This window comes from Streptomyces sp. NPDC050625 (genome assembly GCF_040654755.1).
In the GTDB taxonomy this organism is placed as follows: domain Bacteria; phylum Actinomycetota; class Actinomycetes; order Streptomycetales; family Streptomycetaceae; genus Streptomyces.
Window position 1 is genome coordinate 30,051 of sequence record NZ_JBFAIQ010000005.1, and the last position, 14,977, is coordinate 45,027.

The following is a 14,977-nucleotide window of genomic DNA, read 5'->3' on the forward strand; positions in this document are numbered from 1 at the left end:
CCGCCTCCTGTATCGGACCGACTAGCCGATCCCGCGCCACCCCTCCGGATCCACGCCACCGGGCACCGGAGCCCCCTCCTCGTACGGCTGCCGCGTGAACACGAACGATCCGAGGTCTAGATGGCTCACCGACCCGTCCGGGCTCTGTACGGGCCGCAGAAGCTCTCCGGCGTAGTAGCCCTCAAGGCCCGTCCAAGTACCGTCACCGTTGGGCCGGAAGCGTGACCGGCGGCCGTTGCCGGACAGCGGCCCGAGCGAAATGAGCCCGTCGGCCGTCACCCGCACGGCGAAGGCCTGCGTGCCCCAGTACCACTGGCCCGCCAGCTCCACCACGAACGGGTCGGCTTCCCTCAGCGGCCGCCACGGCTCCGGGATCCGGGGCTCGGCCTCGGCGACGATGCGGACGAGATCGGCGCCCACCGCGGACAGCACCGGGCCGGAGGTGCAGTTCGCCAGCACCACGGCCGCGACATCGTCCGCCACGCTGATGACGAGGTTCGCCAGGAAGCCCGGCAGCGAACCCGAGTGCCCCACCAGCAGCCGCCCGTGGCGGTGCTGGATCTGCAGGCCGAGTCCGTAGGAGGCACCGTCCGCCACGTCCGCGGCCTCGGCCGGCGCGGCCGGCGTGCGCATCTCCCGTACGGACTCCGCGCTCAGCACCCGATCGTCCCCCGTGGCCAGGAAGGCGGCGAACCGCGCCAGGTCACCGGAGGTGGACCAGAGTTGCCCGGCAGGAGCCATTCTCCCGAGATCCTCGGCGGGCTCAGGAAGCATCACATCGGCCCACGGATGCACGGCCCAGCCACCCGCACGCGGCGCCCGGGGCTGCGCACTTGTCCGGCTCAGGCCCAGAGGTTCGAGGATCTCGCGCCGCAGGACGTCCTCCCAGGGAGCGCCCCGCAGTTCCTCCACCAGCGCGCCCAGCAGCGTGTAGCCGGGGTTCGAGTAGTGGTGGCGGCGGCCGACGGGGTGCAGGAAGGGCTGCTCGCCGAGCACGTCGGCGAGTTCGGGGCGCAGCGACCCGGGTGTGCGCTCCCACCACGGCCCGGGCGACTCCGCCGCCAGCCCGCCGGTGTGCGCGAGCAGTTCGGCGATGGTGGCCTCCCCCGCGCCGGTGCCCGGCAGATGCTTCTCCAGGGGGTCACCGAGGTCGAGGAGTCCCTCGTCGCGCAGCCGCAGCACGAGGACGGCGGTGAAGGTCTTGGTGATCGAGCCGATCCGGTACTGCACGTTCTCGTCCGGGGCGTGCCCGTCCACCGAGGTCCGCGCACCGTGCCACACGGCCCTTCCGTCCCTCACCACAGCCGCCACCAGTGACGGTGCCCGCCCTTCCGCCTGCGCCACGGCGATCCGGTGCAGCAGTGCTCGTCGCGTACCGGGGAGCAGCTCTTCCTGCGATGTCGTCATGAGCCCAGTCCATCGGGTGCGGCGAAGTGCGTCGAGTTCATTTCTCAGGTCTGTGCCATGTCCACGAACCGCGAGTAGTGGCCCTGGAAGGCCACCGTGATCGTCGCGGTCGGGCCGTTACGGTGCTTGGCCACGATCAGGTCGGCCTCCCCCGCGCGCGGGGACTCCTTCTCGTACGCGTCCTCGCGGTGCAGCAGGATGACCATGTCGGCGTCCTGCTCGATGGAGCCGGACTCACGCAGGTCGGAGACCATCGGCTTCTTGTCGGTGCGCTGTTCGGGGCCACGGTTCAGCTGTGAGAGCGCGATGACCGGGACCTCCAGCTCCTTGGCGAGGAGCTTGAGGTTACGGGACATGTCCGAGACCTCCTGCTGACGGCTCTCGGCCCGCTTGGAACCGCCGGACTGCATCAGCTGGAGATAGTCGATGACGACCAGCTTGAGGTCGTTGCGCTGCTTCAGACGGCGGCACTTGGCGCGGATCTCCATCATCGAAAGGTTCGGGGAGTCGTCGATGTAGAGGGGGGCCGCGGAGACGTCCGGCATACGGCGGGCCAGTCGCGTCCAGTCCTCGTCGGTCATGGTGCCCGAGCGCATGTGGTGCAGGGCGACACGGGCCTCGGCGGACAGCAGACGCATCGCGATCTCGTTGCGGCCCATTTCGAGCGAGAAGATGACGCTCGGCAGATTGTGCTTGATCGAGGCGGCCCGGGCGAAGTCCAGCGCCAGCGTCGACTTACCCATGGCGGGACGCGCGGCGATGACGATCATCTGGCCCGGGTGCAGCCCGTTCGTCAGCGAGTCGAAGTCCGTGAAGCCGGTGGGCACACCGGTCATCTCACCGCTGCGCGAGCCGATGGCCTCGATCTCGTCGAGGGCGCCCTCCATGATGTCGCCGAGGGGCAGGTAGTCCTCGCTGGTGCGCTGCTCGGTGACGGCGTAGATCTCGGCCTGGGCGCGGTTGACGATCTCGTCGACGTCGTCGTCGGCCGCGTATCCCATCTGGGTGATGCGGGTGCCCGCCTCGACCAGCCGGCGCAGTACGGCCCGCTCGTGGACGATCTCGGCGTAGTACTCGGCGTTGGCCGCCGTCGGCACGGTCTGGACGAGCGTGTGCAGATAAGAGGCGCCGCCGACCTTGTTGATCTCGCCGCGCTTGGTGAGCTCGGCGGCGATCGTGATGGGGTCGGCCGGCTCGCCCTTGGCGTAGACGTCGAGGATCGCGGTGTAGATCGTCTCATGGGCGGGCTTGTAGAAGTCATGGCCCTTGAGGACCTCGACTACGTCCGCGATGGCGTCCTTGGACAGCAGCATGCCGCCGAGGACGGACTGCTCGGCGTCGAGATCCTGCGGCGGCACGCGCTCGAAGGCCGAGCCGCCGCCGTCCCACTCACCGTTCTCCCGGCCCCGGTCGTGTCGCTCGTCACGGCTTCGGCCGCCGTCCCCGCGTCGACGGGAAGCAGGCAGACGATCACTGGGGCCACTGTCGGCCCACGGGTCGTCCAAGGGCTCGGAAATGCTCACCGAGCCACCTCCTCCCGTCCGCCCAGCGGACCTCGCCGTGCCCCTCATTTCTACGGCACGACACTGACAGTTGAGAGGCCCAACTCCGGTTCCATCGCGTCGGATTTGTGACGTTTCCGAGGTCGGCGGACGGAGCGGGCGCCGGACCACGTTAGGCCCGTCGGCACCGTCAGCCAATCTGGTTATCCACAGGCCATGTGGACGACGGCCCGGATGCTGTGGAGAAACCGGCAAAACCTGTGCACGACCCGGTGGACAGCCCTGTGAACAAGCCCTCGCTCACCCTGGAGAAATCGCTCTGACCTGCAACGTTGTCGTCCACCGGCTGTGCAGAAGAAAAACTTCCCCAGTCGGATCAAGATCGGTTCGAACGGTGCGCGAGCCTACGCGACGTCAGATGAGAAGTAAGGACTGCAACTTAGTTGCACCTCTTACCTGTGGACGATTAGATTAGTGCCCATGCCACTGGCTCCCGCGACCCCCAGGCCCACCCGACGGCAGCACGACCGCGAGATCGTCGCGCTGGCCGTCCCGGCCTTCGGCGCACTCGTCGCCGAGCCGCTGTTCGTCATGGCCGACAGCGCCATCGTCGGCCATCTCGGCACCGCCCAGCTCGCCGGACTCGGCGTAGCCTCGGCCCTCCTCACGACCGCCGTGAGCGTCTTCGTCTTCCTCGCCTACGCCACCACGGCCGCCGTCGCGCGCCGGGTCGGCGCGGGCGACCTCCAGGCAGCCATACGCCAGGGCATGGACGGCATCTGGCTGGCGCTCCTGCTGGGAGCCGCGGTCATCGCCGCCGTCCTGCCCCTGGCCCCCGGTCTCGTGTCCCTCTTCGGCACCTCGCCCACCGCCGCTCCCTATGCGACCACCTATCTGCGCATCTCGGCCCTGGGCATCCCGGCGATGCTGGTCGTGCTCGCCGCGACCGGGGTGCTGCGCGGGCTCCAGGACACCCGGACCCCGCTGTACGTCGCCGTCGCGGGCTTCGTCGCCAATGCCGTCCTCAACGTCGGACTCGTCTATGGCGTCGGCCTCGGTATCGCAGGCTCCGCCTGGGGCACCGTCATCGCCCAGTGCGGCATGGCGCTGGTCTATCTCGCCGTGGTGGTCCGGGGCGCCCGTAAGCACGGGGCGTCCCTGCGCCCCGACGCCACGGGCATCAGGGCCTCCGCACAGGCCGGCGCGCCCCTGCTCGTCCGGACGCTGTCGCTGCGGGCGATCCTCATGATCGCCACGGCCGTCGCGGCCCGCCTCGGTGACGCCGACATGGCCGCCCACCAGATCATTCTGTCCCTGTGGAGCCTGCTGGCCTTCGCTCTCGACGCCATAGCGATCGCAGGTCAGGCCATCATCGGGCGCTATCTCGGCGCGGACGACGCCCAGGGCGCCCGCGAAGCCTGCCGCCGGATGGTCCAGTGGGGCATCGCCACCGGTGTCGTACTGGGCCTGCTCGTGGTGGCCGCCCGGCCCTTGTTCCTCCCGCTGTTCACCAGCGACTCCGTGGTGAAGGACGCGGCGCTGCCCGCACTGCTGATGGTGGCGCTCTCCCAGCCCGTCTGCGGGATCGTCTTCGTCCTGGACGGCGTCCTGATGGGTGCCGGGGACGGGCCCTACCTGGCCTGGGCCATGGTGGTGACCTTGGCGGTGTTCACCCCGGTCGCGCTGCTCGTCCCCACACTGGGCGGTGGCCTCATCGCGCTCTGGGCGGCCATGACGCTCATGATGACGGTCAGGATGCTCACCCTCTGGCTGCGCGCCCGCTCGGGCCGCTGGATCGTGACGGGTGCGACGCGCTGACCGTTTCACGTGAAACACGCAGCGCCCGGCACGCAGCCGTACCGACACCGAACGCGAAGAGGGGCCGCCTCGTAGGAGGCGGCCCCTCTCAGCTGCTCAAGCCGAGCGCAGCGTCACGCCGCGACGACCTCGATGCTGACCTTGGCGGCAACCTCGGGGTGCAGACGCACGGACGTCTCGTGGGCGCCCAGGGTCTTGATCGGCGCGCCGAGCTCGATGCGGCGCTTGTCGACCTCGGGGCCACCGGAAGCCTTGATCGCGGAAGCGATGTCGGCCGGGGTGACGGAACCGAAGAGACGACCGGCGTCGCCGGAGCGGACGGCCAGGCGGACCTTGACACCTTCGAGCTGGGCCTTCACAGCGTTGGCCTGCTCGATGGTCTGGATCTCGTGGATCTTGCGGGCGCGGCGGATCTGCGCCACGTCCTGCTCGCCACCCTTGGTCCAGCGGATAGCGAACTTCCGCGGGATGAGGTAGTTGCGAGCGTAACCGTCCTTGACGTCGACGACGTCGCCGGCGGCGCCGAGGCCGGAGACCTCGTGGGTGAGGATGATCTTCATGTGTCGGTCACCCTTCCCTTATCGCGCGGTGGACGTGTAGGGCAGCAGCGCCATCTCACGGCTGTTCTTGACGGCCGTGGCGACGTCACGCTGGTGCTGCGTGCAGTTGCCGGTCACGCGGCGGGCACGGATCTTGCCGCGGTCGGAAATGAACTTCCGCAGCATGTTCGTGTCCTTGTAGTCCACGTACGTGACCTTGTCCTTGCAGAAAGCGCAGACCTTCTTCTTCGGCTTGCGCACAGGCGGCTTCGCCATGGTGTTTCTCCTGTGTGATCAAGAAGTTTGGGTACGACCCGCCCTCGGTCCGAAGACCTAGAAGGGGGGCTCGTCCGAGTAGCCGCCGCCACCGCCGCCGCCGGAGTTTCCACCCCAGCCGCCGCCACCCTGGTTGCCACCGGCGGGAGCGCCGGTCGCCCACGGGTCGTCGGCAGGAGCGCCGCCGCCCTGCTGGCCGCCACCGGGGCCTCCGCCCCAGCCGCCGCCACCCTGGCCGCCACCGCCGCCGTAACCGCCCTGGCCACCGCGAGCGCCACCGGCGGTCTTGGTGACCTTGGCCGTGGCGTTGCGCAGGCTGGCGCCGACTTCCTCGACGTCCAGTTCGTAGACCGTGCGCTTGACGCCCTCACGGTCCTCGTAGGACCGCTGCTTCAGCCGGCCCTGCACGATGACGCGCATGCCTCGCTGGAGCGACTCGGCGACGTTCTCCGCCGCCTGACGCCAGACCGAGCAGGTCAGAAAGAGGCTTTCGCCGTCCTTCCACTCGTTGGTCTGACGGTCGAAGGTGCGGGGAGTGGACGCGACGCGGAACTTCGCGACCGCCGCACCGGACGGGGTGAAGCGCAGCTCGGGGTCGTCGACAAGATTGCCGACGACCGTGATGACGGTCTCGCCTGCCATGGGGAACCTCTCGGCGGGTTTGCTCTGGCTGCTTGGTTGCTGCTACTCGAATTCCGAGATCAGCTGAGCTGGATGGCTCAGTGGGTCTCGGGGCGGAGGACCTTGGTCCGGAGGACCGACTCGTTCAGGTTCATCTGGCGGTCGAGCTCCTTGACGACCGCAGGCTCGGCCTGCAGGTCGATGACCGAGTAGATGCCCTCGGGCTTCTTCTTGATCTCGTACGCGAGACGACGACGGCCCCAGGTGTCGACCTTCTCCACCTTGCCGTTGCCCTCACGGACGACGGAGAGGAAGTTCTCGATCAGGGGGGCGACAGCGCGCTCCTCCAGATCGGGGTCGAGGATGACCATCACCTCGTAGTGACGCATGTGGAACCCACCTCCTTTGGACTCAGCGGCCACGGTCGTTCCGTGGCAGGAGGGTTGTGATGCGTACGCAACAGTGTCTGTCAGTAAAACAGCCGCCACTGACAATCGGAGGCTCCCGTCGGGAGCCTCCGCGGTGGCCTGGGCAGACACCGGTGCAGACGGTACAGAGTACCCGCACACCGGCTTCCGGTTGAAATCCGGCCGGGGGGACCGCCAATCTGTACACGTCGGGTGTGTATGGCGCTACGATGCGCCGCCTTCCGCAGGAGGTGCCCCATGGCACAACAGGCATTGCGACCCAACACCGCCGGATCCTTCCTCGCGACGGACGGCAAACCTCATCCCCTCCAGGACGCGCTGACCTTGGTGACGCTGGTTCTGGGCGTGACGTCCTTCGTCACGGCGATGTTCGACAACCTCCACCTGATCAGCTCCTGGACGGGCCTGGTGGGGATCTTCACCGGCGCGTACGGGCAGTGGATCTCGGAGACCACACGCGAGCGCCTCGGTCTGATCCTGGGTCTCGGTGCCGCGGCCGTCGGTTTCTACCTGGGAATGGCGCACGGCGGACTGTTCGGCGGGCTAGGCGGATGACCGTCCGGACACCGCGTCTCGAACATCCGTAGAACACCGCTGACCGCCTCGGCGCGCGACAGGCCGGGGTGAAGGACCCGTACGCCCAGTCGGGGCGCCCGCAAGGCGCAGTAGGCTTCGGCGCGAGAGCCGGAGCCCCTGTACCCATGGGGACACACCAGCCCGAGGAGCGCCCCGACATGAGCCTGACCCTGAGGACCATCAGCCGCGAACAGCATCTGGCATACATCCAGAGTCTGCCGGCGGCGAGCCACATGCAGGTCCCGGCCTGGGCCGATGTCAAGGCGGAGTGGCGGTCCGAGAACCTCGGCTGGTTCGACGACCGCACCGGCGAGATGGTCGGCGCGGGCCTGGTCCTCTACCGCCAGCTACCCAAGATCAAGCGCTACCTCGCCTACCTTCCCGAGGGCCCGGTCATCAACTGGTTCGCGCCGAATCTGGACGACTGGATCCAGCCGATGCTGGCCCACCTCAAGCAGCAGGGCGCCTTCTCCGTGAAGATGGGCCCGCCGGTGATCATCCGGCGCTGGGAGGCCAACTCCATCAAGCAGGGCATCCAGGACCCGGACGTGAAGCGCCTGCGCGACATCGAGGCCGACTTCATCGAGCCGCGCGCCTTCGAGGTGGCCGACAAGCTGCGCCGAATGGGCTGGCAACAGGGTGAGGACGGCGGGGCCGGCTTCGGTGATGTCCAGCCGCGTTACGTCTACCAGGTGCCGCTGGCCAACCGCTCCCTGGAAGAGGTCCACAAGAACTTCAACCAGCTGTGGCGCCGCAACATCAAGAAGGCCGAGAAGGCCGGCGTCGAGGTCGTCCAGGGTGGCTACCAGGACCTCGAGGAGTGGCAGCGGCTGTACGAGATCACGGCCGTGCGCGACCACTTCCGGCCCCGCCCGCTGTCGTACTTCCAGCGCATGTGGACGGCCCTCAACAGCGAGGACCCCAACCGCATGCGGCTGTACTTCGCCCGCCACAACGGCGTGAACCTCTCCGCGGCGACCATGCTGATCGTCGGTGGGCACGTCTGGTACTCCTACGGCGCCTCCGACAACATCGGCCGTGAGGTCCGGCCCTCGAACGCGATGCAGTGGCGGATGCTGCGCGACGCCTACGCGCTCGGCGCGACGGTCTACGACCTGCGCGGCATCTCCGACTCGCTGGACGAGACCGACCACCTCTTCGGCCTGATCCAGTTCAAGGTGGGCACCGGCGGGCAGGCCGCCGAGTACCTCGGCGAATGGGACTTCCCGCTGAACAAGCTGCTCCACAAGGCTCTCGACATCTACATGTCGCGTCGCTGATGTCCCGTTCGGTGCTTCCATACCTCTGACACACCGCAGCCACGAGAAAGGTCCCAGGTCCGGCCATGGCGCTCACGCTCTACGTCGACACCGCGCGCTGGCGTGCGCACCACAAGCACGTGCAGGAGCAGTTCCCGGGGCTCGTCCCGGTCTGCAAGGGCAACGGCTACGGCTTCGGGCACGAGCGCCTGGCCGAGGAGGCCACGCGCCTGGGCTCGGACATCCTCGCCGTCGGCACGACGTACGAGGCCGCGCGCATAAAGGACTGGTTCGGCGGTGACCTGCTGGTGCTGACGCCGTACCGGCGGGGCGAGGAGCCCGTGCCGCTGCCCGACCGGGTCATCCGCTCGGTATCGTCCATCGACGGCGTGTACGGCCTCGTGGGCGCCCGTGTGGTCATCGAGGTGATGTCCTCGATGAAGCGGCACGGCATCAGCGAGCAGGAGCTGCCCCAGCTGCACTCCGCCATCGAGAACGTCCGGCTGGAGGGCTTCGCCATCCATCTGCCGCTGGACCGCACCGACGGCTCGGACGCCGTCGAGGAGGTCATCGGCTGGATGGACCGGCTGCGAGCGGCCCGGCTGCCGCTGCACACGATGTTCGTCAGCCACCTCAAGGCCGACGAACTCGCCCGGCTCCAGCAGCAGTTCCCGCAGACCCGCTTCCGAGCCCGGATCGGCACGCGGCTGTGGCTGGGGGACCACGAGGCCACCGAGTACCGCGGGGCGATCCTGGACGTCACCCGCGTCGCCAAGGGGGACCGGTTCGGCTACCGCCAGCAGAAGGTGGCCTCCGACGGCTATCTGGTGGTCGTGGCGGGCGGTACGTCGCACGGAGTGGGCCTGGAGGCCCCGAAGGCGCTGCACGGCGTCATGCCGCGCGCCAAGGGCGTCGCACGGGCCGGCCTGGCGACCGTGAACCGGAACCTTTCTCCGTTCGTCTGGGGCGGCAAGCAGCGCTGGTTCGCCGAGCCGCCGCACATGCAGGTGTCGATCCTGTTCGTGCCGGCGGACGCGCCCGAGCCGAAGGTCGGAGAGGAGCTGGTGGCCCATCTGCGGCACACCACCACGCAGTTCGACCGGCTCGTGGACCACTGAGCGACCCACGAACAGCCGAAAGGCCGTACACCGGAGTTCCGTGTACGGCCTTTTCCGTGCCCGCCGACGCCGTGTGGCGCGGGCGTCCGAGGTCTGTTCGCTCAGAGCGAACGGCCTGTCGGGGGTTCCGTCTCCGGGCTGCCCCAGTCCACCTGAGGAGCGTCGAAGTGGGCGGCGTGCCGCGGGGGATGGGCCGCCGCGCCGAGCACGAAGACGTCCGCCGCGCCGTCGAGCACACCGCCCGAGGGGTCGTCGTCACCGGAGCGGCGCACCACGTCCCGCTCCGGCATGAGGATGTCCCGTACGACCACGGCACACAGATACAGCGTGCCCAGCAGGTGCACCGCGATCGCCCACTGGTATCCGTGGGTCGGCAGTCCCTTGTGGGCGTCTCCGCTGGTCGTGTACGCCAGGTACATCCAGATCCCGAGGAAGTACGCCACCTCGCACGCCTGCCAGATCAGGAAGTCCCGCCACTTCGGCCGGGCCAGTGCGGCCAGCGGCACCAGCCACAGCACGTACTGCGGCGAGTAGACCTTGTTGGTCACGATGAAGGCCGCCACGATCAGGAAGGCGAGCTGGGCGAAGCGCGGGCGGCGCGGAGCGGTGAAGGTGAGCACCGCGATTCCCGCGCAGCACAGCAGCATCAGCAGTGAAGCGAGCGTGTTGACCGTGTCGGTGCTGGGCGGGCTGGTCGAGTTCTGGGCCCAGATCAGCCAGAAGGAGCCGAAGTCCACGCCCCGCTCCTGGCTGAACGTGTAGAACTTCGACCAGCCCTCGAAGGCGAACGCCATCACCGGAAGGTTCACGGCCAGCCAGGCGATCGTCGCACCGCCCAGGGCGATGCCGAAGTCCCGCCACTTGCCCGCGCGCCAGCACAGCACGAGCAGCGCGCCGAGCAGCAGGACGGGATAGAGCTTGGCGGCCGTGGCGAGCCCCAGCAGGACGCCGAACGCGAGGGAGCGGCCCCGCGCCCACATCAGCATCGCCGCGGCCGTCAGAGCGACCGCCAGAAGGTCCCAGTTGATGGTGGCGGTGAGCGCGAAGGCGGGCGCCAGGGCGACCAGCAGGCCGTCCCAGGGGCGCCGTGCGTGCGTACGGCTCACACAGACGGCGATCACGGCGGCGCACACCATCAGCATCCCGGCATTGACGAACCAGTACACCTGCTCCTGGTGCTGGAGGCTGCCGCTGCCAGGAGTGAGCCAGGCGGCCACCTCCATGAACACACCGGTCAGGACCGGGTACTCGAGGTACTCCATGTCGCCCTGGAGCTTGTCGAAGTACGGCACCAGCCCATCGGCGAAGCCGCGCCCCTGATAGAGGTGCGGGATGTCCGAGTAGCAGGCGTGCGTGTACTGCGAACTGGCGCCGAAGAACCAGGCGCCGTCGTAACAGGGCGCCTTCTGGACCAGGCCGAGGGCGAACACGCCGATCGCCACCAGCACCACGACCCGCACCGGGGTCCACCAGGTCGTTCCGAGCAGGGCGTACCGCCCGATGGGGCCGCCGATCAGCTCACTGCCGGCCGCGGCGACCTCGTCCTCCCTGGTCGGCCGCACCAGATCGGGCTCGTGCACGCTCGTGGGCGTCGTTTCTGCACTGGGCATGGGGCACATCCTGCCGTACGTGTGTAGGAGTACGCCGAAGGCCGCCGCACCTCGTGAGGTACGGCGGCCCGTGTTTCACGTGAAACACCCACGGCGGGCGAAATGATCACCAACCGGTCGGTGCACCGACTAACCTGTCGATCCTCCGAAGAATCCTCCGTTGCCGTTGCCGTTGCCTCTGGTACTGCCGGTACCCGACGTATCCGTGGGAGTCGGCGACGAGGTCACCCCACCGTCTGTGCCAGTGGTGGTCCCGCCGTCGGTGTTGCCACAGTTGAACTTGAACCTGCAGGTCTCGGTCGCGGAGGGAGAAGGCAAGGTGGCCGTCTCGCTGGGCGTCTCGCTCGGCGTTTCGCTCGGGGTCTCGCTCGGGGTGATGGTGACCGACGGGCTCGGGGAGGGAGCGCCCACCTCGTCCGCGATCTCACCGATCTTGACGGCCTCCGGGAAACCGGGGTCGGACTTCCCATTCAGCGCGGCCTTCATGTACTCGGTCCACACCGACGTCGGGATGTCACCACCGTGGATGGACGCGACACCGGCCGTGCCGTTCATGGAGAGCAGCTCGTGGTCCTTGGGGTTCTCGCGGAACATGGCGACCGCCGTCGACAGCTGCCGGGTGTAGCCGACGAACCAGGCCGACTTGTTGCTGTCGGTGGTACCGGTCTTGCCCGCCGCCGTACGGCCCAGGGCCTTGGCGTTCTGACCCGTACCGTTCTGGATCACGTTCTCGAGCGTGTCCGTGACGTTGTTCGCCACGTCCTCGGGGATCGCCGTCGTGCGCTTCGGCTTCGTGAAGCCGTCGAGCTCCTGCCCGTCCTTTTTGACCTTGGTGACCGAGTACGGGTCCGTGTGGGTCCCAGAGGCCGCGAAGGTCGAGTAGGCGTCGGCCATACGGATCGCGCTGGGAGTGGAGGTGCCGAGCGCGAAGGACGGGTTGAGCCCGGCGAAGCTCGCGTCCAGGATGCCGGCCTTCTTGGCCACGTCCCTCACGTGCGACATGCCCACGTCCCAGCCGAGCTGCACGAACGGCGTGTTGATGGACTGCTCCATCGCCTTGCGCAGGGTGATGTAGCCCCAGGCATGGTTGCTCTCGTTGTTCTGGTAGAAGACCGAGTTGTCCTTGTTCAGGACGAACGAGCCGTCCTCGTTCCTGACCTTGAGATGGTCGTCGCCGTTGTACTTGCTCAGCGGCGAGACCCCGGCCCCGTCCGTCTTGTACGTGCCGTACTGCATGGCCGCCGCGAGCACGAACGGCTTCCACGTCGAACCCACGGGGACACCCGAGGTGTCCGCGTTGTTGGTGAAGTGGTTGTTCTCGTAGCCCGCACCGCCGTACAGCGCGACGATCGCGCCGTCATTGGGCACCACCGAGGCCGCGCCGAACTGGACGTACTTGTCCTTCTCGCGCGTCTTCGGGTTCAGGCGCTGCTTCTCGATCTTCTTCACGGCCGCGCTCAGGGCGTTGACCTTGGTCTTGTCGAAGGTCGTGTAGATCTGGTAGCCGCCCTGGTCGAACTCCTGCTCCGAGATGTGGGAGTGCGCCAGGACGTACTTCTTCGCCGTGTCGGCCAGATAGCTGATCTGGCCGGTCATGCCCTTGGTCGCCTTGCGGCCCTGAGGCGTGGGGTACTCCTTGATCGCATCCTGGTACTGCTGGTCCGTGATGCGCTTGTCCTTGTGCATCTCGCCCAGAATCCAGCTCCAGCGTTCCTCGGAGCGCTTGCGGTTGGACGTGGCGTCCGCCGCGGGGTCGATGTCCGAGTTGCCGGCCGGGTCGTAGTACGTCGGGCCCTTGAGCAGCGCCGCGAGGAAGGCGCACTGACTCGGCTTGAGCTTGACCGCGTCCACGCCGTAGTAGGTCTGAGCGGCGGCCTGGATGCCGTAGGCGCCACGGCCGTAGTACGAGGTGTTCAGGTAGCCCTGCAGGATCTGCGGCTTGGTGAGCTTCGTGCCCACCTTGATGGAGATGAACATCTCCTTGAACTTCCGGGACAGCGTCTGGTCCTGGCTCAGGTAGGTGTTCTTGACGAACTGCTGGGTGATCGTCGAGCCACCCTGCGTCTGACCACCGCTGGCCATGTTGGCCAGGGCGCGGGCGATACCCATGGGGTCGACGCCCGAGTCCTGGTAGAAGCTCTTGTTCTCGGCCGAGATCACCGCCCACTGCATGGCCTCGGGGATCTGGTCGATCGTGACGTTCTGCCGGTTCGCGCCCGTGCCGGTGGCGACCATCTGCGAGCCGTCGGCCCAGTAGTAGACGTTGTTCTGGGACTTGGCCGCGTCGTTCTCACTGGGGATGGAGACCATCGCGTAGCCGACGCCGACCATGGCCACGAGGCTGCCGACGAAGCCGATGAACAGCCCGGTGACGAGCTTCCAGGAAGGCACCCAGCGGTGCCACCCGTCCTTGTCGTAGCGCGGGTAGTCGATGAACCGCTTCTTGGCGGGAGGGGCCGCCCGGCCTCTGCCACGCCCTGGCCCGCCCGGGCCACCACGTCGGCCACCCGGACCCTCGTCGGCCGCTCTGCGGCGGCCTCCCGTACTTCTCTGCGCCGCCCGACGGGCCTCGGCACGGCTGCCGTAGGGGCGCTCCTCGGCTCTGGCCCCATAGGCACCGGACCCATAGGAGTCGGAGGGGGACCCGGTGGCGCCTCGCGGTGCCGCACGGCGGCCGGAGGACGAGCCGGACTGGCCGCGTCTGGCCGCGGCACGTCCGCCTCCCTGCGGCGGCGGCGGTTTGCGACGGTGCTCGCTCATCGAACGACTACTCCTCGGGCAGGCGCACCCTTGCGCGCCTGGAAAAGGCGGCTGGTTTCCGGTCCCCCCGAAGTACGGATGTGGTCGGTTCTGCATTCACCCGTACTGCACCGAGGACAAGGACGCTCCCCAGACGTCACTTGGTTCCCGGCGGTGTGCATGCCGCACAGACTACGCACCGCCAAAACCTGCTTTTACGGATGTTCATCCCAAATCAGGCAACTCGCCTCCTGCGAATCGGTGATGTGATCCCGTTCACCGTCCCCCCTCTTGTCGCATGCGGAAGGCCGTTCTATCGTCGTGATGTATCGAGTCGATACATCAGCGAGAGATAAGGACGAGAGGAGGCGACGATGAGCCGGCGTTCCGGCATCCTCGAGTTCGCCGTACTCGGCCTGCTCCGCGAGTCTCCGATGCACGGCTACGAGCTGCGCAAACGACTCAACACGTCACTGGGTGTGTTCCGTGCGTTCAGCTACGGGACGCTCTATCCCTGCCTCAAGACGCTGGTCGCCAACGGCTGGTTGATCGAGGAGCCGGGCAGCACCCACGAGGACGCCCTGGCCGCTCCCCTCGCGGGACGCCGCGCCAAGATCGTCTATCGGTTGACGGCGGAAGGTAAGGAGCACTTCGAGGAGCTGCTCTCGCAGACCGGCCCCGACGCGTATGAGGACGAGCACTTCGCCGCCCGGTTCGCCTTCTTCGGGCAGACGTCACGCGACGTGCGCATGCGCGTACTGGAGGGCCGCCGCAGTCGGCTGGAGGAGCGCCTGGAGAAGATGCGCGCCTCGCTGGCCCGTACCCGGGAGCGACTCGACGACTACACGCTTGAGCTCCAGCGCCACGGGATGGAGTCCGTGGAGCGCGAAGTGCGCTGGCTGAACGAGCTCATCGAGAGCGAGCGGGCCGGGCGGGACCTCAGGGGTTCCGCGTCCGGGGGGCCCGCTCAGCAGGACACATCATTTGGAGCGACGGGCGGCCTGCCCCGTCCCGGGGACACCCCCGGGACGGATACGCCCGGCGACACCGCCACGTGAAGCCCACTCAGGGCCTCACTCGTACA

At 68.1% G+C, this 14,977-nt stretch carries 13 protein-coding genes; 5 read left to right on the forward strand and 8 right to left on the reverse strand.

Features of this window, described 5'->3' with window-relative positions:
• Window positions 1-21: 21 nt before the first annotated feature.
• Both AB0I54_RS13410 and dnaB read right to left on the reverse strand, forming a co-directional pair.
• A complete protein-coding gene (locus AB0I54_RS13410) occupies window positions 22-1,407 on the reverse strand; it encodes a serine hydrolase domain-containing protein (RefSeq protein WP_363296116.1) in 1,386 nt (461 codons plus the stop codon).
• Between the two features lie 44 nt (window positions 1,408-1,451).
• The gene (gene dnaB, locus AB0I54_RS13415) at window positions 1,452-2,930 is read right to left on the reverse strand and encodes a replicative DNA helicase (protein WP_363296117.1); all 1,479 of its coding nucleotides are present in this window, start codon (window positions 2,928-2,930) and stop codon (window positions 1,452-1,454) included.
• A gap of 459 nt (window positions 2,931-3,389) precedes the next feature.
• Here dnaB and AB0I54_RS13420 point away from each other — a divergent pair, with 459 nt between their 5' ends.
• Window positions 3,390-4,727 carry an MATE family efflux transporter gene (locus AB0I54_RS13420; protein ID WP_363296118.1) on the forward strand — a complete coding sequence of 446 codons (1,338 nt, stop codon included), beginning with the start codon at window positions 3,390-3,392 and terminating at the stop codon, window positions 4,725-4,727.
• Window positions 4,728-4,840: 113 nt separating this feature from the next.
• Here AB0I54_RS13420 and rplI read toward each other — a convergent pair whose 3' ends face one another.
• The 4 genes from rplI to rpsF form a co-directional block, all read right to left on the reverse strand.
• On the reverse strand, window positions 4,841-5,287 hold the full coding sequence (gene rplI, locus AB0I54_RS13425) for a 50S ribosomal protein L9 (protein WP_263210579.1): 447 nt from the start codon (window positions 5,285-5,287) through the stop codon (window positions 4,841-4,843).
• An 18-nt stretch (window positions 5,288-5,305) separates the two neighbouring features.
• Window positions 5,306-5,542: a 30S ribosomal protein S18 gene (rpsR, locus tag AB0I54_RS13430; protein WP_003949403.1), complete on the reverse strand. Its 237-nt coding sequence runs from the start codon at window positions 5,540-5,542 to the stop codon at window positions 5,306-5,308.
• A gap of 57 nt (window positions 5,543-5,599) precedes the next feature.
• Window positions 5,600-6,184 (reverse strand): single-stranded DNA-binding protein, encoded by a 585-nt coding sequence (locus AB0I54_RS13435; RefSeq protein ID WP_363296119.1) that lies wholly within the window; start codon window positions 6,182-6,184, stop codon window positions 5,600-5,602.
• A gap of 77 nt (window positions 6,185-6,261) precedes the next feature.
• The gene (gene rpsF, locus AB0I54_RS13440; RefSeq protein ID WP_003956532.1) at window positions 6,262-6,552 is read right to left on the reverse strand and encodes a 30S ribosomal protein S6; all 291 of its coding nucleotides are present in this window, start codon (window positions 6,550-6,552) and stop codon (window positions 6,262-6,264) included.
• A gap of 276 nt (window positions 6,553-6,828) precedes the next feature.
• On the opposite strand from rpsF, the gene AB0I54_RS13445 reads away from it, so the two are divergent.
• From AB0I54_RS13445 to AB0I54_RS13455, 3 genes are all read left to right on the forward strand, one after another.
• Window positions 6,829-7,146: a hypothetical protein gene (locus tag AB0I54_RS13445; RefSeq protein WP_363296120.1), complete on the forward strand. Its 318-nt coding sequence runs from the start codon at window positions 6,829-6,831 to the stop codon at window positions 7,144-7,146.
• A 179-nt stretch (window positions 7,147-7,325) separates the two neighbouring features.
• Window positions 7,326-8,447, forward strand: a complete 1,122-nt coding sequence (gene femX, locus AB0I54_RS13450) for a peptidoglycan bridge formation glycyltransferase FemX (protein WP_363296121.1) — start codon at window positions 7,326-7,328, stop codon at window positions 8,445-8,447.
• Between the two features lie 65 nt (window positions 8,448-8,512).
• Window positions 8,513-9,544, forward strand: coding sequence for an alanine racemase (locus AB0I54_RS13455; RefSeq protein WP_363296122.1), 1,032 nt, complete (start codon window positions 8,513-8,515; stop codon window positions 9,542-9,544).
• Between the two features lie 101 nt (window positions 9,545-9,645).
• On the opposite strand, the gene AB0I54_RS13460 is transcribed toward AB0I54_RS13455, so the two are convergent.
• Window positions 9,646-11,154 (reverse strand): glycosyltransferase 87 family protein, encoded by a 1,509-nt coding sequence (locus tag AB0I54_RS13460; protein WP_363296123.1) that lies wholly within the window; start codon window positions 11,152-11,154, stop codon window positions 9,646-9,648.
• A 129-nt stretch (window positions 11,155-11,283) separates the two neighbouring features.
• Window positions 11,284-13,914: a transglycosylase domain-containing protein gene (locus AB0I54_RS13465; RefSeq protein WP_363296124.1), complete on the reverse strand. Its 2,631-nt coding sequence runs from the start codon at window positions 13,912-13,914 to the stop codon at window positions 11,284-11,286.
• 353 nt (window positions 13,915-14,267) lie between these two features.
• On the opposite strand from AB0I54_RS13465, the gene AB0I54_RS13470 reads away from it, so the two are divergent.
• Entirely contained in the window at window positions 14,268-14,951 is a 684-nt protein-coding gene (locus AB0I54_RS13470) for a helix-turn-helix transcriptional regulator (RefSeq protein ID WP_363296125.1), read from the forward strand.
• The last annotated feature ends 26 nt before the right edge of the window (window positions 14,952-14,977 follow it).